Here is a 26364-nt window from a genome sequence, read left to right on the forward strand (position 1 = left end):
TATATGTTAAAGAGAATGCTAAAATCGTATGACTACTCATTATTGTTCGCCATTATTTTAATTAGCGCATTCGGTTTGGTCATGGTGTATAGCTCAAGTATGATTACATCTGTGATTAGATACGATGCCGCGCCAGATAATTTTTTTAAGAAACAGCTTTTATTTATGATCGTTGGAGCGGTCATCTTGCTCTTTACGGCACTCGTTCCATATCAGCTGTTTTCAAATAAAAAATTTCAGATCGGTATGCTGCTGCTATCCGTTTTCTCCCTCATCTATGTGTACTTTGGCGGTCATATTGCTGGGAACGCAAGAAGCTGGATTAAAGTAGGCCCATTCAGTCTTCAGCCAGCGGAATTTGTAAAGATTGTCGTCATTATTTATCTTGCTGCTGTGTATGCAAAAAAGCAGCATTATATTGATCATATTTTACGAGGAGTCACACCTCCAATCGTGGTTGTTTCGATCTTATGCGGATTTATCATTTTGCAGCCAGACTATGGGACAGCCTTTATCATTGGGATGATTGCTCTTGCGATGATTTTATGCTCAGGGTTTAGCGGGAAAACACTTGCGAAGCTGCTGGCGTTATTTAGTGCCGTGATGGTCGTCGTGACCCCATTTATTATTCTGTTCTGGGATAAAATTTTCACGCAAAATCGTCTCGGGCGTTTTGAGAGTTTCCAAGATCCCTTTAAAGATGCAGGAGCTACTGGACATCAATTGATTAATTCCTATTATGCCATTGGATCAGGCGGCTTTTTTGGACTGGGTCTAGGAGAAAGCGTTCAAAAGTACGGGTATCTTCCAGAGCCGCACACAGATTTTATCATGGCAATCATTTCAGAAGAGCTTGGCTTTTTCGGAGTATTTTTTGTACTCGCTCTCCTTGGCTTCATCGTCGTGAAAGGTTTTTATATTGCAAGAAAGTGTGAAGATCCATTTGGAAGTTTGCTTGCAATAGGAATTTCCTCCATGATTGCGATCCAAACATGCATTAATTTAGGCGGTGTTTCAGGTTTGATTCCGATTACTGGGGTCACACTTCCGTTTATTAGCTACGGGGGATCATCTATCATTTTACTGAGTGGTTGTATGGGAATATTGCTGAATATCAGCATGTTTACTGAATATAAAGAGCGTTACAAAAAGAAAAAATCAATGAGCAAACCACCAGTTCAAAAAAATGGATTGCAGAAAACTTTGAATCTTTAGAAAACAAAAGTGTACAGTTTTCATTTCTTCCTTTATTATAGAGTACATATAAAATTTTAAGGGATATGGAGGAGTGAGAAATGTCACAGAGAACAATTCAAAAGGTTCTAGTTGCAAACAGAGGGGAAATTGCTATCAGAGTCTTCAGGGCCTGTACGGAGCTCAATTTACGTACAGTAGCCATTTATTCCAAAGAAGACTCAGGCTCTTATCATCGCTATAAAGCAGATGAAGCATATCTAGTTGGAGAAGGAAAAAAACCGATTGATGCCTACCTTGATATCGAGGGGATCATCGAAATTGCAAAACGAAATGACGTGGATGCAATCCATCCAGGTTACGGATTTTTATCTGAAAATATTCATTTTGCAAGACGATGCGAAGAGGAAGGCATTCAATTTATCGGTCCAACTTCTCAGCATTTAGATATGTTTGGAGATAAAGTAAAGGCAAGAGAAGAAGCGAAAAAAGCCGGAATACCAGTCATTCCAGGAAGTGACGGACCAGTTGATTCGGTCAAAGAAGTCGAAAAATTCGGTGAAGAATACGGTTACCCGTTTATTATTAAAGCTTCACTAGGCGGCGGCGGCCGGGGTATGCGGATTGTCAGAACGAAAGAGGAGCTGAAGGAAGCCTATGACCGTGCGAAGTCAGAGGCAAAAGCGGCTTTTGGAAATGACGAAGTATACGTTGAAAAACTGATTGAAAATCCGAAACACATTGAGGTGCAGGTGATTGGTGACAATCACGGCAATATCATTCATTTATATGAGCGTGACTGCTCTGTTCAAAGGCGGCATCAAAAGGTCATTGAAGTGGCGCCAAGTGTGTCTCTTACAGATCAACTGCGTGAAGACATTTGCGAAGCGGCTGTTCAGCTGGCTCGGAATGTATCATATATCAATGCAGGCACTGTAGAATTCCTTGTTGCAAATGGAGAGTTTTATTTTATTGAAGTCAATCCAAGGGTACAGGTAGAACACACGATCACTGAAATGATCACAGGTGTCGATATCGTCCAAACCCAAATTCTTGTCGCGAAAGGTCATGACCTTCACAGCAAGGAAGTCGGTATACCAAAGCAAGAAGATATTTTCACACATGGTTTTGCCATTCAATCAAGGGTTACAACAGAAGATCCTTTAAATGATTTTATGCCAGACACAGGGAAAATTATGGCCTACCGTTCAGGCGGAGGATTTGGTGTACGACTTGATACAGGGAACAGCTTTCAAGGTGCAGTCATTACACCTTATTACGATTCTCTATTGGTCAAGCTGTCCACATGGGCGCTCACATTTGACCAAGCTGCTGCTAAAATGGTTCGAAACTTACAGGAATTCAGAATCCGCGGGATTAAAACAAACATTCCGTTTCTTGAAAACGTGGCAAAGCATGAGAAGTTTCTAAAAGGGGAATACGATACGTCATTTATCGATTCAACGCCAGAGCTATTTAATTTCCCTAAACAAAAAGACCGTGGAACGAAGATGCTGACTTATATTGGTAACGTGACCATTAATGGATTCCCTGGTATTGCGGAGAAAAAGAAGCCTCATTTTGACAAGCCTGTTGTACCGAAGCTTCCTCTCAAGCAAGAGATTCCATCTGGGACTAAACAATTATTAGATGCGCATGGACCTGAGGGTCTTGCCAATTGGGTGAAAGAACAAAAGAGCGTCCTTTTAACAGATACAACCTTTAGGGACGCGCATCAGTCTCTGCTTGCGACCCGCTTCAGAACTCATGATTTAAAGAAAGTAGCCCAGCCAACAGCAGGTTTATGGCCAGAGCTGTTTAGTATGGAAATGTGGGGCGGTGCTACATTTGATGTTGCGTACCGATTCTTAAAAGAAGATCCTTGGCAGCGATTAAAAGAGCTTCGCCAAGAAGTGCCAAACACGTTGTTCCAAATGCTTTTAAGATCATCAAACGCTGTCGGATATACAAACTATGCGGATAATGTGATTAAAGCATTTGTAAAGGAATCGGCCGAAGCAGGCATTGACGTGTTCCGTATTTTCGATAGCTTAAACTGGGTGAAAGGCATGACACTTGCCATTGATTCTGTTCGTGAATCAGGCAAAGTGGCAGAGGCAGCGATTTGTTATACGGGGGACATTCTCGATCCATCGCGTCCGAAATATGATCTTAAGTACTATGTATCTCTTGCGAAAGAGCTTGAATCTGCCGGTGCGCATATTTTAGGTATTAAAGATATGGCGGGATTATTAAAGCCGCAGGCAGCTTATGAGTTAGTCACTGCTTTAAAAAATGAGCTCACAATCCCTATTCATCTTCATACGCATGATACGAGTGGAAATGGACTGTTCACCTATGCAAGGGCAATTGATGCAGGTGTTGACATTGTCGATGTGGCCGTCAGCTCTATGGCGGGACTCACATCGCAGCCAAGCGCAAGCTCACTGTACTATGCTTTAGATGGGCATGAAAGAAAGCCAGACATGAACGTCCAATCGGTCGAACACCTTTCTCAATACTGGGATTCTGTTAGAAAATACTACAGTGAATTCGAAAGCGGCATGAATTCACCTCATACAGAAATTTATGAGCATGAAATGCCTGGCGGACAGTATAGTAACTTGCAGCAGCAGGCGAAAGGTGTCGGGCTTGGCGACCGCTGGAACGAAGTAAAAGAAATGTACAGACGTGTGAATGACATGTTTGGTGATATTGTGAAGGTGACTCCTTCCTCTAAAGTAGTCGGAGACATGGCACTTTATATGGTGCAAAATGATTTAACAGAGGAAGATGTCTATGAAAAAGGAGCAACTTTAGACTTCCCTGATTCTGTTGTGGAACTATTTAAAGGCTATTTAGGCCAGCCGCATGGTGGATTCCCTGAAAAATTGCAAAAGCTGATTTTAAAAGGAGAAGAGCCGCTCACTGTTAGACCTGGTGAAAAGCTGAAGCCAGTTGACTTTGAAGCTATTCAGCAGCAGTTTAAAGAATCTCATGATCTGACGCTGACAGAGAAAGACGCAATTGCGTATGCCTTATATCCGAAAGTCTTTTCTGAATTTGTCCAAACAGCAGAAAGTTACGGAGACATCTCTGTTCTTGACACACCAACGTTTTTCTACGGGATGAGGCTTGGTGAAGAGATTGAGGTAGAAATCGAAAAAGGAAAAACCCTCATTGTTAAACTCGTGTCAATTGGAGAACCGAATCCAAATGCCACAAGAGTTCTTTACTTTGAGCTAAATGGACAGCCTCGTGAAGTCGTCATTAAGGATGAAAGCATCAAATCATCCGTTCAAGAAAAAATGAAGGCGGACCGTTCAAATCCAAATCACATTGCCGCATCAATGCCAGGCACTGTCATCAAAGTGCTCGTGGAAAAAGGACAGAAAATCTCGCAAGGTGAGCATTTGATGATCAATGAAGCCATGAAAATGGAGACGACTGTGCAAGCTCCATTCACTGCGGTCGTAGATGAAATACATGTGACAAATGGAGAACCGATTCAAACGGGAGATCTGCTCATTGTTTTAAAGCCTGAATAATAATTGAGACACATCCATCGTGATGTGTCTTTTTTTGAGCGCATTAAAATGTGCAGCAGCCTGCGAGAGTGATTACACTATAGAGTGAGGTGAAGAAAGTTGGAAATTGTCGTGATTTGGTTTCGCCGAGATCTGCGATTGGATGATCATATCGCCTTGTCAAAAGCGATCACATATGCAAAAAAACATGAGTACAAATTATTGGCTCTTTATCATCTAGATCCATTTTTTACTGAAATGGAAATGGATATAAATAACGAACATTTCTTTCAAAGCTTGGCGCATTTCGTCAAGGAAGCGAGAGAATCTCAAGTGTATGTCCACCTTCTCCATGATGATGTCCTGCGCGCCTTTCAGCAGGTCATGGATGTGTATGACATCAAAGCCGTCTTTTTTAATGAAGATGAAGTGGGTATCGGCCAAAGGCGTGACAAGCAAGTAACCGATTTTTTAGGTAAGAAGGGCATTCATGTGTCAATGTGGCAAGATACACATCTTCACGGGGCGCTAGATATTTTAAAAGCAGATGGGTCACATTATCAAGTGTTTACCCCATACTATCAATCATGGCGTAAGCAAGAGAAGCAGCCTGTGATAAAAGTTGACAAATCATTTTTTAGCAGTGGGCATACGATTTGTGATGAGTCACTTTCACAAAAAGGAAATGATAAACTGCGAGAATTGATAAAGGGCTGCTCAAGGAAGTTTGATCAAATTGGCTCAGACAAAGCGATGAGCACGCTGCATCACTTTATCCAAAAAAGATTAACACGTTACCATGAGAAACGTGATATTCCGTCTGTTTTTGGAACGAGCAAGCTGTCGCGGTTCTTAAAAACAGGTACTATTTCAATTCGAACGATCTTTCATTCGATATATGAAGAAGCACTCTATGAAGATGAGGGCAGAGAGACCTTTATTAAAGAGCTGGCTTGGCGTGATTTTTATCATATGATTTATGCGCATTATCCCGAGATGAAAGAAAAAGAAATCAATTTGGCGTTTCAAGGGATGAAATGGAATGAAGATGAGACGCTGTTTGAAGCTTGGTGTAAAGGAGAAACAGGCTTTCCACTCGTTGATGCAGGGATGAGACAGTTAAATGAGGAGGGCTGGATGCATAACCGTTTGCGAATGGTCACAGCCTCATTTTTAACAAAGGATTATTTGATTGATTGGAGAAAGGGCGAATCGTATTTTGCAAAAAAACTTGTGGATTATGATGAGGCGTCAAATATCGGAGGATTTCAGTGGGCAGCCTCAGTCGGAACTGATGCGGTGCCGTACTTCCGTATTTTCAACCCGACCACTCAGTCAAAGCGATTTGATCCGAGCGGAGAATATATTAGAAAATATGTACCAGAGCTAGAGTATGTCGATGAAAAATGGATTCATGAACCAAGTAAAATGCCGATTGATGAGCAATTGAAATCGGGATGTGTGCTAGGTGATACATATCCGCTGCCGACGGTAGACCACCAGGAAAGACGCAAAAAAGCCATTTCGCTATTTGAAGAAGCAAAACAACAATAAAACAAATCCCCCTTCCATATGGAAGGGGGATACAAATTCTTATTTGAATGGTTCTTTGCTTTCATATTTAAACCGGGCAATAAGTAAGCAGAAGTAACAGAGTACGCCAAACAAACCGGAAATAAATAATGAATGAGCCAGCGCGTAACCAAGTGCGAGATGAGAATACACAGACATCACACCTGAAATCGCTTGAAGTGTAATAAGAATGGCTGAAATAATCCATCCATAATACAGCTGCTTCTGTTCTTTATAATGTTTCATGGCATGAAACATCGCAACAAATATCCAGACGAATAAAAGAAGTGCTGCTGCTCTGTGAGACATTTGCACCCACTGATTAAAGTACGCTGGAAGTGCACCGTCTTTTGAACAAAACGGGAAGACAGAGCAAGCAAGACTTGACTTTGTATGCCTCACATAAGCACCCGTGTACACCACGATATACGTATAGGTGATCAAACCATAAATATGAAACTGCATTTTTTTGCCGATATGAAGCGGCTTCACAAGCTTTGTTTCAGATCGGGTTGCCTCGAATACAAGTAGCGCAAGCAATAACACTGAAGCAAAAGAAATGAGTGAAATACCGAAGTGCAGAGCCATGACAAGTGCGTTGGAACCAAACACGACGGCAAGAGCCCCTAACAGCGCTTGTAGCAGTAAGAATATAACCGACATGATGACCAAAAATTTGGTTTCACGGAATACTGGACTAATCTTTTTCCAGCATAAGACCGCCAGTGCCAAGACAAGAATGGTTGAAACCCCTGTTGACATGCGGTGACTCCATTCGATGATGGAAGCAGGGTTCATTTCAGGGAAGAAACGACCGTGGCAAAGGGGCCACTGCCTGCCGCAGCCAAGACCCGAGCCGGTTTTCGTCACAAGCGCACCGCCAATCAAAACGATCAGCATCACAAACGTTGTGATCACGCTCAATAACCTTAAAGCAAATTTCATCAAATTATTTCACCTTCTCTAAAAAACTTCTGATTTAAATGAAAAACCTCACATGCTCTCAAGTTTAAGCCAAATGCGTGTTCTGTTGCAATTCATAATGACCAAAGTTCACAAAAAAATGATATGTTAGTTCACAAAGTTTACAGATTTAGAGTGCTTGATCTTTCTTTCACAGTCTGATAGAAATAGAGGAGAGAATATTTCATTTTGCACCGCCTTCTGAAACACAGATAAATCCTAATAAATTCACGAAAAGTTCACAAATAACTTCGAGATTGTCGTTTATTATTTAATAGGATGTTTTTTTACAGCTGTTTATCTTGTATGATAGAGTTGTAACGAATTTACGTTTCATAGTTCGTTTGAAGGTTTGGGCAAGGGAGGTTATACACATTGGCAAATTCCAAAACAGCCGCAGAAGCAGCTATTCATGGACAAATAGAAGAAACAACAGCTTGGAAAGATTTTCTTGCTCTGATTAAAATGGGCATCGTCAATTCCAATTTCATTACGACATTTACTGGAATGTGGCTTGCTTTTTATTTTACAGGGATGAGTTTCCTTGGGAATCTAGATATTGTGCTGTTAACAATGATTGGTTCTTCTCTTATTATTGCCGGTTCATGCGCCATTAATAATGCGTTTGACCGTGATATTGATATATTAATGGAAAGAACAAAAACAAGACCGACGGTTACAGGTAAGATTCAGCCGGGGCAAGCGTATGCATTTGGTATTTTGCTTGTTGTACTTGGACTCATCATGCTTCTGATGACAACCATAACATCAGCAGTGATTGGATTTATTGGAGTCTTTACTTATGCGGTTCTTTACACCATGTGGTCTAAACGTCATTACACCATCAATACCGTTATTGGAAGTGTGTCTGGTGCAGTGCCGCCATTAATCGGCTGGACAGCTGTCACAGGTACAATCGACACAACGGCTTGGGTTTTGTTTATGATTATGTTCATTTGGCAGATCCCGCACTTCCTGTCACTTGCGATTAAGAAAACGGAAGATTACCGTAAGGCAGGTATTCCAATGTTGCCAGTCGTTTATGGCTTTGAAGTCACGAAACGCCAAATCATCATTTGGACAGCATGTCTTCTCCCGCTTCCATTTTTCTTAGGTGGATTAGGATGGCCGATTGTCGCACTTGGCACATTGCTGAATATTGGATGGCTTGTCATTGGCCTTATGGGCTTTAAAATGAAAGACGTCATGAAGTGGTCAACGCTCATGTTCGTTTATTCATTAAATTACTTAACCATCTTTTTCGTTGCGATGATTATTATTACACTATTCTAGAGTAAAATACACTTTGATCACATCAAAACAAGGCTATATCTTATAACACAACATTTTCTAACAACTATGAAAGCCGCCTGATATTCAGTTCTATTTAGGCGGCTTTCTGTTTATACATAGATGGTATTTTGAGTAAAAACATCATTTTTTTATGAAAAGAGGAAATGTAAGTGCTTTTATAAGAGGCGGGGGTTATGGATGGGTGAAAAGTGATTTTATAAATAAGAGGTAAAAAGCGAAAGGCAAAGGAGATCAAGCAAAAGGGGTTGGGACAAATTATGATAAGAAAATGGCGTGTTTATTCACTGTTTCTCTTACTGACGCTCGTTTTGGCGGGCTGTGGTGAACCATACTTATCAACACTCAAACCAGTTGGGGAAGTAGCAGATAAACAATTCTTCCTAACGGTACTGAGTACACTCATTATGGTTCTTGTCGTCATTGTTGTATCGATCATTTTCTTTTACGTCATCATTAAATTCAAACGTTCTAAAGTGGGAGAAGATACGATTCCAAAGCAGGTGGAAGGAAACCGTAATCTAGAAATTACGTGGACAGCGATTCCGATTCTTCTCCTCATTATTCTCGTTGTGCCTGTTGTGGCATACACGCTTGAGCTTGGGGATACAAGCGCTATGGATAAGAAAAAACGAGATCCTGAAAAGACACTTGTTGTCAATGTAAGAGCCAGTTTATATTGGTGGGAATTCGAATACCCTGATTATGGGATTGTCACAAGTCAGGAATTGATTGTACCAACAGATCAAAAGGTCTACTTTAAATTGAAAGCATCTGATGTGAAACACTCTTTCTGGGTTCCATCGGCTGGCGGTAAAATTGATACAAACACAGACAACGAAAACAAGTTTTATTTAACCTTTGATTCAAAACGAACGAAAGATGCAGGGGAATATTTCTACGGGAAATGTGCGGAGCTTTGCGGTCCTTCACATGCTTTAATGGACTTTAAAGTTAAAACGCTTTCTCAAGATGAGTTTTTAGGATGGACGAAAAAAATGGCTGATTACAAGAAGCCTACATCCACAAAAGATCTCGCCCTTGAAGGTGAAAAATTATTTAAAGAGAAAAACTGCTTGAGCTGTCACGCAGTAGAGCCTGGGGACGAACGGCCGGAAGCGGCAAGGACAGCACCAAACCTTGCAACCTTCGGAGAGCGAACAAAAGTAGCTGGAATTAAAGACATGAACAAAGAAAACGTGAAAGCATGGCTGAAAGATCCAGAGAGCTTTAAACCAGGAAATAAAATGACAGGGACGTACCCTAAATTAAATGACTCAGAAGCAGATGCACTTTATGAGTATTTAAAAGAACTTAAAATCCAGTAAATTCGAATGCAAATGGGCAAGAGGGTATGTAATCGATGTGAAGTTTTTGTTAAGAGCTCCCGAATATGTCTCTACAACCAAGAAGTAGCCATCTGTCAGACACAGTCTGTGTAAAGTTAAAATAGACATCTATATGAAAAGGGGCAAATGGGAGATAAGAGGGGGATTTCATGGTGAGTACAATAGCTAAAAAGCGGGGGTTTGGCGCTGTCTTATGGGATTACTTGACGACGGTTGACCACAAAAAAATTGCCGTACTATATTTAGTGGCAGGGGGATTTTTCTTTTTAATTGGCGGCCTGGAAGCGATGATAATCCGTATTCAGCTAGCCATCCCTGAAAATGATTTTGTAAGTGCAGGGTTTTACAATGAAGTCATGACGATGCACGGAACAACGATGATTTTCCTTGCAGCGATGCCGCTTTTATTTGCATTAATGAATGCGGTTGTACCTATTCAAATTGGTGCACGTGACGTAGCATTTCCGTTTGTGAATTCACTTGGTTTTTGGCTGTTCTTTTTCGGAGGAATTTTCTTAAACCTTGGATGGTTTATGGGCGGGGCACCTGATGCAGGTTGGACTGCATACGCTTCACTCACGCTGAATTCAGAAGGACACGGCATGGATTTCTATATTTTAGGGTTGCAGATAGCGGGTATTGGTACGCTAATTGCCGGAATCAACTTTCTTGCAACGATTATTAATATGAGAACGCCTGGTATGACGTATATGAGAATGCCGCTCTTTACTTGGACGACATTTGTCGCTTCAGCACTGATTTTATTCGCATTCCCGCCGCTTACAGCAGGGCTTGCAATGCTGATGCTTGATAGAATGTTTGATACGAGCTTTTTCAATCCAGAGCTCGGCGGTAATACAATCATCTGGGAGCATTTGTTCTGGATTTTCGGACACCCAGAAGTTTATATCTTAATCCTGCCAGCATTCGGAATATTTTCTGAAATCATTCCAGTGTTTGCAAGAAAAAGGCTGTTTGGCTATTCGTCGATGGTGTTTGCGACTGTATTGATTGGTTTCCTTGGATTCATGGTGTGGGCGCATCACATGTTCACAACAGGACTTGGTCCGATTGCCAATGCAATCTTTGCTGTAGCCACAATGGCGATTGCGGTGCCGACAGGAATTAAAGTATTTAACTGGCTGCTCACCATATGGGGCGGTAATGTGAAGTTTACAACGCCGATGTTGTATTCCGTTGCCTTTATACCGTCATTTTTACTTGGCGGGGTAACCGGCGTCATGCTTGCAGCAGCTGCAGCAGATTATCAGTTCCATGATACGTACTTTGTTGTGGCGCATTTCCACTACGTCATTATCGGCGGGGTGGTATTCGGTATTTTAGCTGGTGTGCATTACTGGTGGCCGAAGATGTTTGGAAAAATACTAAATGAGAAGCTTGGGAAAATTAGCTTTGTGCTATTTTTCATCGGTTTCCATTTAACCTTCTTTATTCAGCATTTCCTCGGTCTTTGGGGCATGCCGCGCCGAGTCTTTACATTCCTGCCAGGTCAGGGGTTAGACCTTGGGAACTTGGTCAGTACGATTGGGGCGCTGTTTATGTTTGTAGCTGTTGTCATCCTGCTGATTAACGTCATCTGGACGACAGCGAAAGGGGAGCGTGTATCGGGCGATCCTTGGGGAGACGGAAGAACGCTTGAATGGGCAGTGTCTTCACCTCCGCCAGAATATAACTTTAAACAGTTGCCACTTGTCAGAGGACTAGATCCATTATGGATTGAAAAAATGGATGGTAAAAAAGGAATGACAGCATCTGAACCGCTCGATGATATTCACATGCCGAATAATTCCATCTTACCTGTCATTATCTCATTCGGTCTATTTGTGTCAGCGTTTGGCTTCATGTATCGTCAAGAGCACAGCTGGGGACTTCCAGTGATTCTCATTGGTCTGGGCATTACATTTGCAACCATGCTGGTTCGCTCTCTTAAAGACGATCATGGGTACCATATTCACAAAGAAGATCTGACCGATGACGATGATAAAGGGGTGAAAGCATAATGGAACCACAAAAAATGACAGCAGAAACTTTTCCGGCTTCTCCTGAGAAAGCCACTTTAGAAGGAAAGAATAAGTTCGTCGGGTTCTGGTTGTTTCTTGGGGGAGAAACTGTTCTGTTTGCATCGCTCTTTGCCACATATTTGGCGCTGAAAAACTCTAATGCAGGCGGAGCAAAAACAACTGATATGTTTGATCTCACACTTGTCTTTATTGCCACGATGCTTCTACTGACGAGCAGTTTAACGAGTGTGTATGCAATGTATCATATGAAAAACTTTGCCTTTAAAAAGATGCAGCTTTGGCTTGGTGTGACTGTGCTATTAGGTGCTTCATTTCTAGGGGTTGAGATTTATGAGTTCTATCATTATGTGCATGCGTATGATTTTACCATTACCAGCTCAGCTCTTGGTTCCTCCTTCTATACTCTTGTAGGAACTCACGGGGCTCACGTCGCCTTCGGACTTTGCTGGATTACCGCTCTTATGATTCGAAATATGAGACGCGGACTCGATTTATACAATGCGCCAAAATATTATGTGGCAAGTCTGTATTGGCACTTCATTGATGTTGTGTGGGTCTTCATCTTTACCGTTGTATATTTAATGGGAATGGTGGGATAAGAATGGGAAATAAAAACACAAATCAGTCTAAAGTCGATCTTGTATACCGTAAAAAGAAAAATGCCGAAGAAATGAAGCATCAGCTCATTTCTTTCGGCTTGATGATTGGATTAACCTTTGTTGCCTTTTTAACAATCGCTTCCGAAGATGTTGGAAACTGGTTCGCAGTACCATTTATTTTACTGCTTGCCGTTATTCAGGTGGCTTTTCAGCTTTATTATTTTATGCACATGAACCAAAAAGGGCATGAAACACCCGCATTGTTTCTTTACTCAGGTGTGTTTGTCGCGTTTATTACCGTATTAGCCTTTTTGACCATTATATGGTGGTAGGCCCGCTTTGCCCTTGAAGGAGGCGCAGCAATGGAGAACTTAGAGATATTCGGATTTCGGGCATTATGGAGCCCTTACTATTTGACTAGTATTGTCATAGCAGCTGCTCTTTATCTGCTTCTTGTGACAAAGGGGAAGCATCGTGCGACGGTAAAAGAGAAAACGTTGTTTCTGACGGGGCTTGTTCTGTTATACGCCGTAAAAGGAAGCCCAATTGATTTAATGGGGCATATTATGTTTAGTGCACATATGGCGCAAATGGCGGTGCTCTATTTAGTCATTCCGCCTCTCCTTATTACAGGATTACCTGCGGCCATTTGGGAGCGGATCATCCAAACACCAGGCATTCAGCAGATGTTTCGTTTGTTTACCAAGCCTTTAATTGCATTGCTCGGGTTTAACGGTTTGTTTTCGATGTACCATATCCCGCTTGTGTTTGATTTTGTGAAAACAGATCCGTTTTATCATGCGCTGATGACAGTGGTCATTTTTATTGCTGCCTTTTTCATGTGGTGGCCGCTCGTTCATAAAGTCCAAAGTCAGCCTCAGATTACAGGCATTTTAAAGCTTGGTTATATTATGGCAGACGGGATATTAATGACTCCTGCATGTGCACTCATTATGTTTAGTGAGACACCGATCTATGCAACCTATTCTGATGCTGGTGCTTGGATACAGGCGCTGCATCTCTGCGTACCAAGTGATACGCTGGCAGGTCTTGCGCTCACAGGTCCTGAAATGTTCCATACCTTGCCGCTGCTAGAAGACCAGCAGCTAGGCGCGATTTTGATGAAAATTATTCAGGAGATTGTGTACGGCTCAATCCTTGCTGTTGTCTTCTTTGACTGGGCAAGAAAAGAAAGAGCGAAAGATGCCGTACCAGATGCGCTGATTCCGAAATATGAATGAAAAAAGCACAGCCATATGGCTGTGCTTTCGTTTATGCTTCTGCTGTCATTGCTTCTAGTTTTTCTCTCAGCTGTTCAAGCGTTTTTTTGCTTGATTGAATGAGAGACTTAGGGAAATCTTCGCCTTCGCCATATTCAACACCGTGCGGATAATAATGTTTTCCGAGTAAAGGTGTGAGAAGCTGTATGTGTGCTCTTTTTGAACCAACATCTCCTTCGGTGGCGTAGCCGGAAATCCGTAAATAAAAGGTTCCCTCTACCATGTTATACTTTCTGTCGTACGTCACACGCTCATAATCCCATTGATCGGCTCGTACAAATCCTTCACTTTCCATGATGAAATCTAATTTATTTAAGTCAGCTGCTACCTTTTCAATCCCCGTACCTTCAAACTTCACCCAAAACCCCTCCTTATAAAAATTCCCTTTACTGACAATCATAGTATGAAAGCGTTAAACTTTCAACTGTGAAAGGTATGTTCTTTTATAACCTGGTTACAGTAATAAAGAAAATAACAGATGGAGGAATCAACGTGAAAACGAAAAAAATCAAAGATATTATGACAAAAAAAGTAGTGACATGTCAGCAAGATGACAATACGTATGAAGCGGCAGTCAAAATGAGAGACGCAGACATTGGGGCCATTCCGGTGGTGAACGGAGATCAGCTCGTTGGTATCGTGACAGACCGTGACCTTGTACTCAGAGGTATTGCAGAAAAAAAGCCAAACTCACAGGAAGTAGGCTCGCTGATGACGAAGGAAGTACTGACAGCAGAAGAAGATGCAACGCTTGAAGAAATTGTCCGGCTGATGTCAGAGCACCAGCTCCGCCGCATTCCTGTTGTGAAAAACGGTGCATTAACTGGGATTGTCGCTCTTGGAGATTTATCCGTCGAAGATTTATCGAATGATCGCGCAGGAGATGCACTGACAGAAATCTCTCAACAGGATCAAGATCATGGGCAAGGATTTCTTCATTAAGAGGGGCATATTTTAAATTCGTGTTAAATAGGCTTTATTGTCGTTGATAAATGAAGCGAGTTTTGTTTAAATGACAGTAGAAGGTACTTTTTTTGTACCTTGCCAATTTAACGGAGGTGTTTATTTGAAAACTGTGCTCAAAACACTCCTCATCCTCCTGATTATATCTGGAACGTACGTTCTGTTTATTCAATATGGATCTTCACCAGAAAAAGAAAACAGCAATGAACCGAAGGTGTCTAATGAAGAAACATCTAGCGATAAGCCGATCAACATCCCGAAAAAGGGGCTCATGTCCTTTATGGGAAAATCTTCAAACGAAGTGCTTAAACAGCTGGGAGAACCAGATCGCATTGATCCTTCCGCATATGATTATGACTGGTGGATATACAATCAATCGAAGAAGCACTATATTCAAGTAGGGGTAAAGGATAGTAAAGTGGTGACATTGTTTGCAACAGGAGACGGGCTCAATGTTGAACCGTTTAAAATCGGTCAAGCCACAAGTGAGGTATTTAAAAAAACACAAATTGCACCTTACATTCATGTAGAGGATGAACAAAATTCATACCGCTTTGAATTCTCAGAAGATGATATGAATACAAGACCCACCGTGAAAGTGGACGATGATGTATATGTTCAGCTTTACATGGATAAGTTTGAAAGCACCCTTTCAAGTATCAGGGCGTTTAACGCAGATACATTTGTGAAACAAAAGCCATACGAAGTCGTCTATCGTGGTCAATTGATAGAACCAGAGGCAATATCGGGTGAAAAATGGAAAGAGATCGAAGCTTCCAGTCAAAAACAAATTTTTGATATGACCAATATTATTCGTCATAAGTACAAACTGCCGACCTTAAAGTGGGATGATGAAACCTCTGAAGTGGCATTCATGCATAGTGAGGACATGAAAGAGAATCATTATTTCTCCCATGAATCTAAAAAATACGGTACGCTGAAAGACCGATTAGAAAGAGGCGAGGTGGCATTTCAACTCGCAGGTGAAAACATTGCCTATAATTATGTAGATGGACCTGCAGCGGTAGAAGGCTGGCTCAATAGTGAAGGTCATAGAAAGGCGTTATTAAATAAAGATTACTCACACCTTGGCGTCGGTGTGAAAGAAAAATACTACACCCAAAACTTCATCAAAAAAACATCTTAAACGAAAACAGCTGCATCATCGCAGCTGTTTTTTTTGCTTCAAAAAGGGGCTCACCAAAATAACTGCTGGTGTATATAGTATAGTAGGCATTTGTATGGGGGGTGAGGATATGACAAACAAGCAAAAACAAACATCCATTGATGAATTTAAACAATTCGTCAGACGCCATCCGAAGTTAATTCAAGAAGTGCAAACGCAAGAAAAAAGCTGGCAAAGTGTATACGAAAATTGGGTCATGTTTGGTGAGGAAGATGAGATGTGGTCTCCTTACCGGCAAACGCAATCTGAGGACGTGAAAGAAGAAAAAGCCTCAAAGCCAAGTGAATCTGGAAAAGCAGATTTTATGTCTAAAATGGTTTCTGCAGTGAAAAAAATGGACGCTGATCAAATGAATGAACAAATCAACAAAATGAGCCAGTCTATTTCCTCTTTACAAAGCTTACTCGGACAATTTTCATCAAATGGCTCGAAGAAAGGTTCATCTGGAGGCAGTCAGCACCCATTCTCCTTCAGGAAAGATTAATTGAAAGGGGATGCTTTTGGTGCGGAAAGAAGTACAGGAGTTTGTCATGGCCGAAGAGGAACGAATCAAATTCATCAGACAGCGTCCTCTCTGGTACAGACAACTGACTCGACATCCTGATAAGCTATCGTCCTTTGAATTAGATAAAATGAATTTTTACGAAAAAACCATTCCTCATCGTGTGAGTCAGTTGAGTAACAGTGTCCAAATGGCTGAAATGATGATTCAAATGTTCCAAGCAATGCGCAATCAAAATGGAGCCGGGTGAGGCTTTTTTGAGTTGATTAAGATGTCTATTTCCTGAGCATCCTATAAAAGTAGATGAAAGGAGAATCAGATGATGAAATGGATGCTGTCAATATGCGCATTGCTTTTTCTTGTCACCGGGTGTCAAAGTCAACATGAAGAGAAGCAAATCACGAAGCAAGATCCAGCTGTACCAGTGATGCAGCAAGCCGAAAGTGAAATGAAGCAGCAAGGCTTTTTTAAATACAAAGTGCAGGGGTCTTCAGTCTATATAGAAAGTACACTTCAAGATTTTCATCTTGAGTCTACGCGACTAAAAAAAGATGAGAAGGCGGGATATTTTACAGTGTATGTAGACGGAAAACGTGCAGGCAATGAGTATACTGCTGCATTTGTGGTCAAGCATCTTTCAAAAGGAAAACATAAAATCACCGTTGTGCTCAATTCTCGTCATCCAGAATATAGGCAGAAAAGAGAGACATGGGATGTATTTGTGACGTAAAAGCATTTTCTGATCCATAGGTTTCGTGGTAAACTATGAATTGGAGGTGCAACATTTATGTATGCGACAATCGAATCTGTGGAGCTCCAAGAGGAAGCAAATCAATTGGCTGCCATGATTCTTCAGTCGGAGGAGGCTGAACATTACCGCAACTGCTTTAAGCGTCTCCAGCAAGACGAAGAAGCCCAACAAATTATTGCCCATTTTACAAAAGTAAAAGAGCAATATGAGGATGTGCAGCGGTTCGGCAAATACCATCCGGACTATAGAACGATCTCAAAGGAAATGCGTGAGGTCAAAAGAAAGTTAGATCTTCACGATACAGTGGTTGATTTCAAAAAAGCAGAAACAGCGATTCAATCCATCTTAGATGAGATTAGTATTGAAATCGGTCAAGCTGTATCAGCATATATCAAAGTTCCAACAGGGAACCCATATTTTGATGGTCTATCATCATGCGGCGGTGGCTGTGGATCTGGTGGCAGCTGTGGCTGTAAAGTATCTTGACGAGACTTGAATGTCTCGTCTTTTACATAATAACTGAAAAGAATTGAAAAAGCGGCAGGTGAAAAGATGGAAACCAAACGTCAAGGGATGGTCGTTTGGCTGCATTCGTTAAAGCAGTCAAAGGCGCTAAGAAAATTTGGAAATGTTCACTATATTTCAAGGAAAATGAAATATGCAGTGATCTATTGTGATATGAATGATCTCGAGCGCCATATGGCTAAGCTCAGCTCATTGCCATTTGTGAAGCGTGTTGAACCTTCATATAAACCTTTTATTAAATTAGAGTACGAATCCAAATTGGACAAAGCAAAAGAGTATGATTATAAAGTGGGCTTTTAAAGACACAAAAAAACCCCCGCGGCATCACCCGCGGGGTCCTTCTATTCTTAATGATTCATTAAGGAGAAGGCAAAGGGAGAGGAGAAACCGGAGGAAGAACTTATGGGGAAACGTAAGTCTTCTCCGCGGTTGGCAACAGCACCACATCAGATGCTGTTATAAGTAGTATGACCCCGATTTTCTTGATCTATACATAGAAAATGAATGAAAGTCCGCGCATTGTCCCTTGCGGAGTGTTGTGGTAAGATAATGTTGGATTTTTTGTCTTACACAATAACCAATAGAAGCAAGCAGAAAAAGTGGTGGAAAAATGAGAGTCATCTCTGGAACGAGAAAAGGCCGCACACTTAAAGCGGTACCAGGTCAATCAACAAGACCGACGACAGATAAAGTAAAAGAATCGATATTTAATATGATCGGCCCGTATTTTGATGGCGGATGGGCGCTTGATTTATTTGCGGGAAGCGGTGGTTTAGGGATTGAAGCGCTTTCTAGAGGATTCGATCACTGCATATTCGTTGATCGAGATATGAAGGCGATTCAAACGATAAAAGGAAACCTTAATCAATTGGAGCTGATTGATCAAAGTGAAGTGTTTCGAAATGAGGCAAAGCGTGCACTCGCTGCCGTTGTGAAACGAGAGGAATCCTTTCAAGCGATCTTTCTTGATCCGCCTTATAAAGATCAACAGCTGAAAGCACTTCTTGACATGATTGACGAGCATGCCTTATTAACAGATGACGGAGTGATCGTATGTGAGCATGATAAGGACGTCACACTGCCAGAGGAAACTGGACAGCTTTACATATCAAGACAGGAACTGTACGGGTTGACTGGTATTACGATCTTTAGAAAGCGGGGAAATTAAAGCATGGGGAACATAGCCGTTTGTCCGGGTAGCTTCGATCCAGTCACATTGGGCCATTTGGATATCATCAAAAGAGGTGCAAAGATCTTTGATGAAGTGTATGTATGTGTACTAAATAACTCATCCAAGAAACCGTTATTTACCGTTGAAGAACGGTGTGAGCTTATTCGCCAAGCGACGAAGGATCTGCCAAATATCAAAGTTGAATCCTTTCACGGTCTGCTTGTTGATTATGCGAAACAAAAAGAAGCCAAAGTCATTTTACGCGGATTAAGAGCTGTGACAGACTTTGAATATGAAATGCAAGGCACATCAATGAATAAAGTGTTAAACGATGACATTGAAACATTTTTCATGATGACCAACAATCAATATTCCTTCTTAAGCTCAAGCATTGTCAAAGAAGTAGCGAAATATGATGGTTCAGTCAAAGACCTTGTGCCAAAAGAGGTAGAAGAAGCGCTGATAGAAAAATTTAAAGGATGAGTGCACCGTGCACTCATCCTTTTTTTAATTTCTGATAGTATAGCGCCGTGTACAAGATCAAGCTGCATAGCGTGATCAAAGGGCCGGCTGTCACAAGCTGATTCCAGAGCACACTGCTGTACATGACGACCTGCTGGCTTGCTTCAAAGGCACCTGCTGGAAGAGCCATGTCAGATCGAGAGACATAAAGAGGCTTGAACAATAAAAAGGCAAAAATAGCTGCATAAATCCCGTGGAGCAAACGAGCGAAGAAGAACGGTTTAAAGCGTATATCTGTTGCCGCCAGAATGCCGGCGACCTGAGCTTGAACAGAAAACCCGCTGAATCCTAATATAAAGCTGACGACAATTGTTTTAGCAAGAAGGGTGACTTCCTGTGACCCTGTTAGCTGACTTCCTAACGTGATTTCAAATAAACCGGCAATCATCGCAAGATCTAATTCTGGCGGAAGATGCATCGTTTGCAGCATATATCCGATCCCTATGGATAAGAGGTCCGTCACATGAACAACTGATAACATTTTGCTGAAAACAGAAAATAAGATAATAAAGCCGCCAATCATAAAGAGTGTTTGGACTGATGACATGACCGCATCACTTAAAATTTGGCCGAGCGGTCTTTTCTCTGCGAGTCTTGCTGTATGAAGAGCACTGAATGCCTCTTGAAACGGTGGGAATAAAAATCGCTTACCGCTTCTCAGATGTGCATCTTGCCGCGCTTTATATCCCCGCATCGTCACACCAACAGCGAGATTCCCTAAATAATGTGCGCAGGCCAAAACAATTCCTAAAGCTGGATGATGAAAAAAACCAACAGCCACCGCACCAAAAATAAACAATGGGTTCGATGAATTTGTAAAAGAAACGAGGCGCTCTGCTTCGATTTGTGTCAGTTGTCCTTCCTGTCTGAGTCTTGTGGTCAATTTCGCACCAGAAGGAAAGCCTGATGCCATTCCCATCGCTAGGACAAACCCGCCTACACCAGGCACTCGAAAGATGGGACGCATAAATGGCTCTAATAATACCCCGACAAATCTGACAATCCCGAAACTAATTAATAGCTCGGACAAAATAAAAAAAGGAAGCAATGATGGAAATACAACCTCCCACCACATTGCAAGTCCATTTTTAGATGCTTGCAAAGAGGCTTGTGGATGTGTAATCACAGTGGCTGTTAAAAAGATAAAAAAAGCAGCGATGAACAGAGTGTTCCATTTTTTCATGGAGATTTCGCCCCTTGCCGTTATGATCTATTGGCGAGCTCGTGATCAAAAAAGAAAGAAACTAGCCGAGCCTGTCTTCTATTACTATACGAGCAGAAGGGGCATGTTTAGACCAATAGATTCGTATATATGCATAGAAAAGAGGAGGGTGGATTTTCATGAAGCGACCAGTCATCGGGCTTGCGTTAGGCTCTGGGGGTGCGAGGGGAATGGCACATATCGGAGTTTTATCTAGTCTTGAGAAACAAGGTATTCAGGTAGATTTGATCGCTGGCAGCAGTATTGGCGCACTTGTTGGGAGCTTTTATGCGGCAGGACAAGACGTAGAAAAAATGAAAAAACTTGCACTTGTCTTCAGAAGAAAGTATTATGCTGACTATACACTGCCAAAAATCGGTCTTTTAAAAGGAAATCGAATTTTGCAGCTGATTCACACGTTTACATATGGGAAAAAATTCGAAGAATTAAGGATGCCCCTTGCGGTGGTTGCCTGTGACCTCGAGACAGGGGAGAAGGTCGTGTTTAAAAAAGGGTCTGTCTCACAAGCAGTCAGAGCAAGCATCAGCATTCCGGGCGTGTTTGTTCCTCATGAAATGGGCGGCAGACAGCTAGTGGATGGAGCGGTTGTGGACCGCATTCCTGTGTCTGTTTTAAAAGATATGGGTGCAGACCTCATTATCGCCTCTGATGTATCAAGGGTGAAAAAAACAGAAAAGGCGACGAGATTATCGGATGTCATTATGCAAAGTTTGGACATCCTTCAAAATGAATTGGTCCGTCATCAAACCATTCACGCTGATGTCATGATTCGGCCGAGGCTTGAAACATTTAGCTCGAGTGCGTTCACGCAGGTGCAGGAGATGATTGAAGCAGGTGAGCTCGCCGCAGATCAACTAACAGGTAAACTGAAAGATGTCATTGATAAATGGGAGTGTTAATCGAATGAAAAAATTGAATATTCGCTGGCTCAGCTTTTTTGTCGTTATCCTTGTATTATGTGGCTTAACCTTTGTCAAACTGCCATATTACGTGACAAAGCCGGGTGATGCAACCGAGATTGCTCCCCACATTCAAGTAGACGGCGGATATGACGAGAAGGGAAGCTTCTCTCTTATGACAATTAAAGTAGGTCCAGCCAATCCGTATACGTATTTGCTTGCGAAAATGAATAAATATGACGAAATCGTCCCAGAAGAAAATATGAAAGCGGACGGGGAGTCGGATCAAGATTATATGAAAAGGCAGCTTCAGCTGATGAAAAGCTCTCAAGAAAATGCCATGATTGCAGCATATACAAAAGCAGGAAAAAAAGTAGATTATACGTTTAACGGCGTATATGCAAGCTACGTGATGAAAGGAATGCCTGCTTACGGAAAGATTGAAGTGGGCGACCGAATCAAAAGCGTTGATGGCAAGACCTATGATTCTGCTGATAAAATGGTTTCGTATATCAGCAGCAAAAAAGCAGGTACACCTGTCCGTTTTATCCTTGAACGAAATGGCAAAGACATTACGGAGAAAGTGACGTTAAAACCATTTAAAGAAGAGCCGAATCGAGTTGGAATTGGCGTATCATTATTTACAGACCGAAATGTGAAAGTCTCACCGTCCATTAAGGTGGATATTGAAAATATCGGCGGACCGTCAGCGGGTCTTATGATGTCACTTGAAATTTATAACCAGCTGACAAAAGAAGACGAAACACATGGCTACGCGATTGCAGGAACGGGAACGATTGATGCCGATGGAACGGTCGGTCCAATTGGCGGAATCGATCAAAAGGTCGTGGCGGCAGATAAAGCCGGAAAAGATATATTCTTTGCACCGAACGATAAAGGTGATCCAAACTCAGACTACCGAAATGCTGTCAAAACAGCAAAAGATATTAAAAGTGATATGAAAATTGTGCCTGTAGATACAATGCAAGATGCGCTGAACTATTTAAACAAATTAAAAGAGAAAGCATCTTAATCAAAAAAGAGCAGCCTTCATAAAGGCTGCTCTCAGCATGTAGACAAACCCTTGCATTCTTTGTCAGGACTGCGTGCCGGTGCTCACGAATGTCAAATTCGCTCCGCTCCGGTACTCGTCCTTCCTAGACTTCAAAGGTTTTCTATCATGCTGAAAAGAAGACAAAGGGCTAAAATAAAGATTATTTTAGCCCTCTGTCAACGATATGGAGCAGCCTTCGTAAAGGCTGCTCTTTTTGTTAAGACTGGAAGAGACCAATCTCTTCATCATATCGGATCGGTGAGGTTTTAAATTCCGCTTCCGTTAAGTTCGTTTGCATTGGTTCACTAACGGGCAGGCTGAAAACGCGGGATGCGCGTATATCAAGATCAAGAGCGGGATGTGAAAAGGCAGACAGTTTACTGACGAGCGGCACGTCCAATTCTTTTTTCACAAGAGATAAGTATTGCTGCCCTTTCTTTGACATACCAAGTAACCGAATATAAGGTGCTTTTTTCTCTTTCAGCAGCTCATGCATGGCATTCTTTTTCACCCTCATTAAGAGATGTGTATTCATCCGCTGTAGCCTTGTCCACGTATAGCGTTTTGTTTTCACAAGTGATAGATATTCCTCGTAGGAGGACGCATGTGTAATCGCCTTTTGCATGCGGTGTTCGATGCCTTCTTCAATTTCATAGATGCTTTCTAGTTCTGCCGTATCCATTGTGTGAAAGACGTGTTTTAAGAAGCTAAAGTAGGCTTCTTGTGTATGTAGAAGACCATATGAAGAAAGATAGTCATGTAATTGCTTGAGCGTAGCATCTGGGAGATAAGGGGCGACTGTTTCAAATGCACCATGATCTTTTAAGGCTTTTCGTATACTTGTTGCACTTGCGATTTTCTGATTTTCAGGTAGTTCTTCATCATGATAACCAGATGAAATCCTTTGAGAGGTAAAGGGCTGCATGTGAGGGGATCGCTCCATGATGGCTTTGACATAATGGAAACCTAAAATGTTATTGGGCCGAGACAGATCCAGTAAGTGCTTAGGATCAATCACCTCTTGAAACGCAGCAGCAGCAGCAGCTGGATAACTAAGGCCTTCTTTCACCTTTTCTTTTGTGAAAAAGTCAATTTCTTCTTTTTTCTCATGCCAAGCACGAGCTGTTCGCTCAAATGCTTTGATGTCACCATCCTCGCTGCCGAAAAAAAGGGAGCGGCATTTTAAAGCATCTAGAATCGCCACAGCACCGTTTGCAAAGGTTTCTGCCTTTTGCACTGCGTATATGTATGGAAGCTCACACACAATGTCTACACCGTTTTGCAGTGCCATTTTTGTCCGCGCCCATTTTGAGACGATGGCAGGCTCACCGCGCTGGAGGAAGGGACCGCTCATAACGGCAATGGCAACATCTGAGGAGGTATGTGTTTTCGCCTGACGAACATGATAGGCATGTCCATAATGAAATGGATTATACTCGACAACGACTCCTGTTGCTTTCAATAGATGTTCCGCCTTTCTTGCTATGGTTAAATGGTCTATGCTACAGTAGCATAAGGGAAAAATGAAGCCCATTTTTTTCAGTGTAGGCATTCCGAGAACTGATGTCAAACAACGCTCTGACATCACAAAGGACTGTAAAGAAAAAATATTGACAAATAACATGATGAAAGCTATAATCATGTTTGTTGCTCTTAGAGGTGATACAATTGAAATGGACAGTTTATCAGTTACATCAAAAAGCTAAAAACAGCTTCGATTTTCATGAGACGGTTGACTTAAATGAACTTACTAGCCTTCATTCAGATATACGTCGCATTTCACCGGTAGAGGTGAAAGGGACTGGAGTGATCGAATCAAAGCAAGTCGCATTTGATTTAACCATCACAGGTGAAATGACATTGCCTTGTTCAAGAACGCTTGTTGATGTAAATTATCCATTTGCGATTTCAACGAAAGAACTATTTGTACTTCATAAGACAGACGACATAGAAGATGAAGACGTTTCTATTGTAGAAGACGACATCATCGACTTAACGCCTTTAGTCAAGGAAGAAATTCTTCTTGAAGTGCCGATGCAAATCTTTTGCGACCAAACTGACGTAAAAGGTGCTGCACCACAAGAAGGGAATGACTGGGCAGTCATTTCGGAAGATGCACATCAAAACCGAATTGATCCGCGTCTGGAAGGCTTGAAGAAGCTCTTAGAAGAAAATAATGAATCTTAACTCTTTAAGGAGGTGGGAATAATGGCTGTACCTTTTAGAAGAACTTCTAAAATGAAAAAAAGATTGCGTCGTACGCATTTCAAACTACAAGTACCTGGTATGGTAGCTTGCCCAGAATGCGGTGAAATGAAAATTTCTCATCGTGTCTGCAAATCTTGCGGAACATACAAAGGCAAAGACGTAAAAAGCAACTAATGCTTAATAAAAAAACGTGAGGGAACCTTCCCTTACGTTTTTTTATTTGTCTATTTTTTAGGTTTCTCCCCTGCAAATAGTCTATCTACTCTAGTAGGCGCATATGATGTGGTATTCAGATTCAGGGGGGATGATCAATTGACGATTACAAGGCAGGACGCATGGACACAGGATGAAGATTTACTCTTAGCAGAAGTCGTTTTAAGGCACATTCGAGATGGAGGAACGCAGCTTTCCGCATTTGAGGAAGTCGGGAAAGCATTGTCAAGAACAGCGGCAGCATGTGGTTTCAGGTGGAACTCATACGTTAGAAAACAATATCAGGCAGGCATAGAGCTGGCAAAAAAACAGCGGAAAGAATTGCGTAAAAAAATAGGTATTCATTCCTCTGGTTTACCACAGCATGCGTTAACCATAGAAGAAAACCCTTCTTCAAACCAGGCTGAATTGACCCTTCGAGAAGTGATTCAGTTTTTAGAGCAGCTTGAAAAAGAACCTGATGGACCCGCTCATTTACGCGAAGAACTGGCAGATGCACAGTATCAATTGAAGTCACTTACAGAAGAAAATGAACACTTAAAGCGGCAATTAAAAATGACAGAAGAAGATTACCGGGCACTCATAAGTATTGTTGAAAGAGTCAAACAGAATATTAGCTTAAAAGAATATGCTAAATAAAGAGACGCCCCTCACAGAGAAAGGAGGGGCGTTTTGTGATCAGCCTTTAAGCGGATTCACCTGTATTTTTTTGAATATGTGCGGGCTCCCAGATAAGTGGATTTTCACCCTTATCGCGCTCCATATCATATTTGACTGCTTCAAAGCCCATTTTATCCCAAAAACCGGCAGATTTGACACGCGGATTGGTCCGAATTGGCAATCCGAATGATTTAGCGAATTCAACAAGTGCTTCGCCGTACCCTTTGCGCTGATATCCAGGAAGCACTTCCAGCTTCCACAGCTCTAAATAATCATGGTTGTGGTTAAAATACGTAGTTGTTGTGCCGTCCACTTGATAAAGACTCATACGTGCCACTAGCTTATCTCCAAAATAAATCCCGTAAAATGGAGAGTTGCTGTCATTTTCAATCATATTGCTTTCAAGGTCTTCAAGCATGGATAGTTCTTGTATGCCATATTCCTTAAATTGTTTAAATTCCTCTAAAGTTTTGTAATTAATTAGAAGTCGTTTTACTTGTGCCATATGATCTTCCCCCTTACACACATAATGTCGACAGTGATGTCATTGAAGGCGTTTTCATCCCATCCGCCTCAAAAAGTTTTTACACTTATTATTATAGTTTTTAAATTAAAAAAATTCAATCATAGCGCGCCATCTGCTTTTTGCAT

General features: G+C 41.7%; 28 protein-coding genes. 23 read left to right on the plus strand and 5 right to left on the minus strand.

Features of this window, described 5'->3' with window-relative positions:
* The first annotated feature begins 3 nt into the window (after nucleotides 1–3).
* The 3 genes from ftsW (at nucleotide 4) to ACQYAC_RS01215 (ending at nucleotide 6275) form a co-directional block, all read left to right on the plus strand.
* On the plus strand, nucleotides 4–1215 hold the full coding sequence (ftsW, locus tag ACQYAC_RS01205; protein WP_169056450.1) for a putative lipid II flippase FtsW: 1212 nt from the start codon (nucleotides 4–6) through the stop codon (nucleotides 1213–1215).
* 80 nt (nucleotides 1216–1295) lie between these two features.
* Nucleotides 1296–4742 carry a pyruvate carboxylase gene (pyc, locus tag ACQYAC_RS01210; RefSeq protein WP_058014075.1) on the plus strand — a complete coding sequence of 1149 codons (3447 nt, stop codon included), beginning with the start codon at nucleotides 1296–1298 and terminating at the stop codon, nucleotides 4740–4742.
* Nucleotides 4743–4841: 99 nt separating this feature from the next.
* Complete coding sequence (locus tag ACQYAC_RS01215) at nucleotides 4842–6275, plus strand: cryptochrome/photolyase family protein (RefSeq protein WP_429942582.1); 1434 nt, start codon at nucleotides 4842–4844, stop codon at nucleotides 6273–6275.
* A gap of 39 nt (nucleotides 6276–6314) precedes the next feature.
* Here ACQYAC_RS01215 and ACQYAC_RS01220 read toward each other — a convergent pair whose 3' ends face one another.
* Nucleotides 6315–7238, minus strand: a complete 924-nt coding sequence (locus ACQYAC_RS01220) for a COX15/CtaA family protein (RefSeq protein WP_429942583.1) — start codon at nucleotides 7236–7238, stop codon at nucleotides 6315–6317.
* 393 nt (nucleotides 7239–7631) lie between these two features.
* On the opposite strand from ACQYAC_RS01220, the gene cyoE reads away from it, so the two are divergent.
* From cyoE to ctaG, 6 genes are all read left to right on the plus strand, one after another.
* Entirely contained in the window at nucleotides 7632–8549 is a 918-nt protein-coding gene (cyoE, locus tag ACQYAC_RS01225) for a heme o synthase (protein ID WP_003211774.1), read from the plus strand.
* Between the two features lie 278 nt (nucleotides 8550–8827).
* Nucleotides 8828–9895 carry a cytochrome c oxidase subunit II gene (gene coxB / locus ACQYAC_RS01230; RefSeq protein ID WP_058014072.1) on the plus strand — a complete coding sequence of 356 codons (1068 nt, stop codon included), beginning with the start codon at nucleotides 8828–8830 and terminating at the stop codon, nucleotides 9893–9895.
* 170 nt (nucleotides 9896–10065) lie between these two features.
* Entirely contained in the window at nucleotides 10066–11937 is a 1872-nt protein-coding gene (ctaD, locus tag ACQYAC_RS01235) for a cytochrome c oxidase subunit I (RefSeq protein WP_044142010.1), read from the plus strand.
* Complete coding sequence (gene ctaE, locus ACQYAC_RS01240; RefSeq protein ID WP_003210862.1) at nucleotides 11937–12557, plus strand: cytochrome c oxidase subunit III; 621 nt, start codon at nucleotides 11937–11939, stop codon at nucleotides 12555–12557. Before ctaD ends, ctaE begins: the two co-directional genes overlap by 1 nt.
* 2 nt (nucleotides 12558–12559) lie before the next feature.
* Nucleotides 12560–12889 (plus strand): cytochrome c oxidase subunit IVB, encoded by a 330-nt coding sequence (gene ctaF, locus ACQYAC_RS01245; RefSeq protein WP_003211520.1) that lies wholly within the window; start codon nucleotides 12560–12562, stop codon nucleotides 12887–12889.
* Nucleotides 12890–12919: 30 nt separating this feature from the next.
* Nucleotides 12920–13798: a cytochrome c oxidase assembly factor CtaG gene (ctaG, locus tag ACQYAC_RS01250; RefSeq protein WP_061407707.1), complete on the plus strand. Its 879-nt coding sequence runs from the start codon at nucleotides 12920–12922 to the stop codon at nucleotides 13796–13798.
* 31 nt (nucleotides 13799–13829) lie between these two features.
* Here the strand turns inward: ctaG and ACQYAC_RS01255 are convergent, their stop codons facing one another.
* Nucleotides 13830–14195 (minus strand): YugN family protein, encoded by a 366-nt coding sequence (locus ACQYAC_RS01255; RefSeq protein WP_429942584.1) that lies wholly within the window; start codon nucleotides 14193–14195, stop codon nucleotides 13830–13832.
* A 161-nt stretch (nucleotides 14196–14356) separates the two neighbouring features.
* Between ACQYAC_RS01255 and ACQYAC_RS01260 the strand changes: the two genes are divergently transcribed.
* From ACQYAC_RS01260 to coaD, 9 genes are all read left to right on the plus strand, one after another.
* Nucleotides 14357–14779, plus strand: coding sequence for a CBS domain-containing protein (locus ACQYAC_RS01260; protein ID WP_044142103.1), 423 nt, complete (start codon nucleotides 14357–14359; stop codon nucleotides 14777–14779).
* Nucleotides 14780–14903: 124 nt separating this feature from the next.
* Complete coding sequence (locus ACQYAC_RS01265) at nucleotides 14904–15947, plus strand: CAP domain-containing protein (RefSeq protein ID WP_058014069.1); 1044 nt, start codon at nucleotides 14904–14906, stop codon at nucleotides 15945–15947.
* Nucleotides 15948–16056: 109 nt separating this feature from the next.
* Nucleotides 16057–16470: a YlbD family protein gene (locus ACQYAC_RS01270; RefSeq protein WP_012009849.1), complete on the plus strand. Its 414-nt coding sequence runs from the start codon at nucleotides 16057–16059 to the stop codon at nucleotides 16468–16470.
* Nucleotides 16471–16489: 19 nt separating this feature from the next.
* Nucleotides 16490–16738, plus strand: a complete 249-nt coding sequence (locus ACQYAC_RS01275) for a YlbE-like family protein (RefSeq protein WP_058014067.1) — start codon at nucleotides 16490–16492, stop codon at nucleotides 16736–16738.
* A gap of 72 nt (nucleotides 16739–16810) precedes the next feature.
* Nucleotides 16811–17218 carry a hypothetical protein gene (locus ACQYAC_RS01280; RefSeq protein ID WP_429942585.1) on the plus strand — a complete coding sequence of 136 codons (408 nt, stop codon included), beginning with the start codon at nucleotides 16811–16813 and terminating at the stop codon, nucleotides 17216–17218.
* 57 nt (nucleotides 17219–17275) lie between these two features.
* Complete coding sequence (locus tag ACQYAC_RS01285) at nucleotides 17276–17725, plus strand: YlbF family regulator (RefSeq protein WP_007499807.1); 450 nt, start codon at nucleotides 17276–17278, stop codon at nucleotides 17723–17725.
* Between the two features lie 66 nt (nucleotides 17726–17791).
* Nucleotides 17792–18064 carry a YlbG family protein gene (locus tag ACQYAC_RS01290; RefSeq protein ID WP_003212137.1) on the plus strand — a complete coding sequence of 91 codons (273 nt, stop codon included), beginning with the start codon at nucleotides 17792–17794 and terminating at the stop codon, nucleotides 18062–18064.
* Between the two features lie 310 nt (nucleotides 18065–18374).
* Nucleotides 18375–18932, plus strand: a complete 558-nt coding sequence (rsmD, locus tag ACQYAC_RS01295; protein ID WP_429942586.1) for a 16S rRNA (guanine(966)-N(2))-methyltransferase RsmD — start codon at nucleotides 18375–18377, stop codon at nucleotides 18930–18932.
* A gap of 3 nt (nucleotides 18933–18935) precedes the next feature.
* Nucleotides 18936–19418, plus strand: a complete 483-nt coding sequence (gene coaD / locus ACQYAC_RS01300) for a pantetheine-phosphate adenylyltransferase (RefSeq protein ID WP_044142001.1) — start codon at nucleotides 18936–18938, stop codon at nucleotides 19416–19418.
* A 13-nt stretch (nucleotides 19419–19431) separates the two neighbouring features.
* Here the strand turns inward: coaD and ylbJ are convergent, their stop codons facing one another.
* Complete coding sequence (gene ylbJ, locus ACQYAC_RS01305) at nucleotides 19432–20640, minus strand: sporulation integral membrane protein YlbJ (RefSeq protein ID WP_058014063.1); 1209 nt, start codon at nucleotides 20638–20640, stop codon at nucleotides 19432–19434.
* Nucleotides 20641–20798: 158 nt separating this feature from the next.
* Here ylbJ and ACQYAC_RS01310 point away from each other — a divergent pair, with 158 nt between their 5' ends.
* A complete protein-coding gene (locus ACQYAC_RS01310) occupies nucleotides 20799–21578 on the plus strand; it encodes a patatin-like phospholipase family protein (RefSeq protein ID WP_426972769.1) in 780 nt (259 codons plus the stop codon).
* Nucleotides 21579–21582: 4 nt separating this feature from the next.
* The gene (locus ACQYAC_RS01315) at nucleotides 21583–22611 is read left to right on the plus strand and encodes a SepM family pheromone-processing serine protease (RefSeq protein ID WP_058014061.1); all 1029 of its coding nucleotides are present in this window, start codon (nucleotides 21583–21585) and stop codon (nucleotides 22609–22611) included.
* A gap of 238 nt (nucleotides 22612–22849) precedes the next feature.
* Here ACQYAC_RS01315 and ACQYAC_RS01320 read toward each other — a convergent pair whose 3' ends face one another.
* Nucleotides 22850–24094, minus strand: coding sequence for a nucleotidyltransferase (locus ACQYAC_RS01320; protein WP_426972772.1), 1245 nt, complete (start codon nucleotides 24092–24094; stop codon nucleotides 22850–22852).
* Nucleotides 24095–24300: 206 nt separating this feature from the next.
* On the opposite strand from ACQYAC_RS01320, the gene ACQYAC_RS01325 reads away from it, so the two are divergent.
* The 3 genes from ACQYAC_RS01325 (at nucleotide 24301) to gerR (ending at nucleotide 25692) form a co-directional block, all read left to right on the plus strand.
* Nucleotides 24301–24819: a YceD family protein gene (locus tag ACQYAC_RS01325; protein ID WP_003210956.1), complete on the plus strand. Its 519-nt coding sequence runs from the start codon at nucleotides 24301–24303 to the stop codon at nucleotides 24817–24819.
* 21 nt (nucleotides 24820–24840) lie between these two features.
* A complete protein-coding gene (rpmF, locus tag ACQYAC_RS01330) occupies nucleotides 24841–25014 on the plus strand; it encodes a 50S ribosomal protein L32 (protein WP_008354700.1) in 174 nt (57 codons plus the stop codon).
* A 138-nt stretch (nucleotides 25015–25152) separates the two neighbouring features.
* Complete coding sequence (gerR, locus tag ACQYAC_RS01335; protein ID WP_426972774.1) at nucleotides 25153–25692, plus strand: sporulation-specific transcriptional regulator GerR; 540 nt, start codon at nucleotides 25153–25155, stop codon at nucleotides 25690–25692.
* 46 nt (nucleotides 25693–25738) lie between these two features.
* Here the strand turns inward: gerR and ACQYAC_RS01340 are convergent, their stop codons facing one another.
* Entirely contained in the window at nucleotides 25739–26218 is a 480-nt protein-coding gene (locus ACQYAC_RS01340) for an N-acetyltransferase (RefSeq protein WP_429942587.1), read from the minus strand.
* Nucleotides 26219–26364: the final 146 nt, after the last annotated feature.

This window comes from Bacillus sp. MM09(2025) (assembly GCF_050496725.1).
Taxonomy (GTDB): Bacteria; Bacillota; Bacilli; order Bacillales; family Bacillaceae; genus Bacillus; species Bacillus pumilus.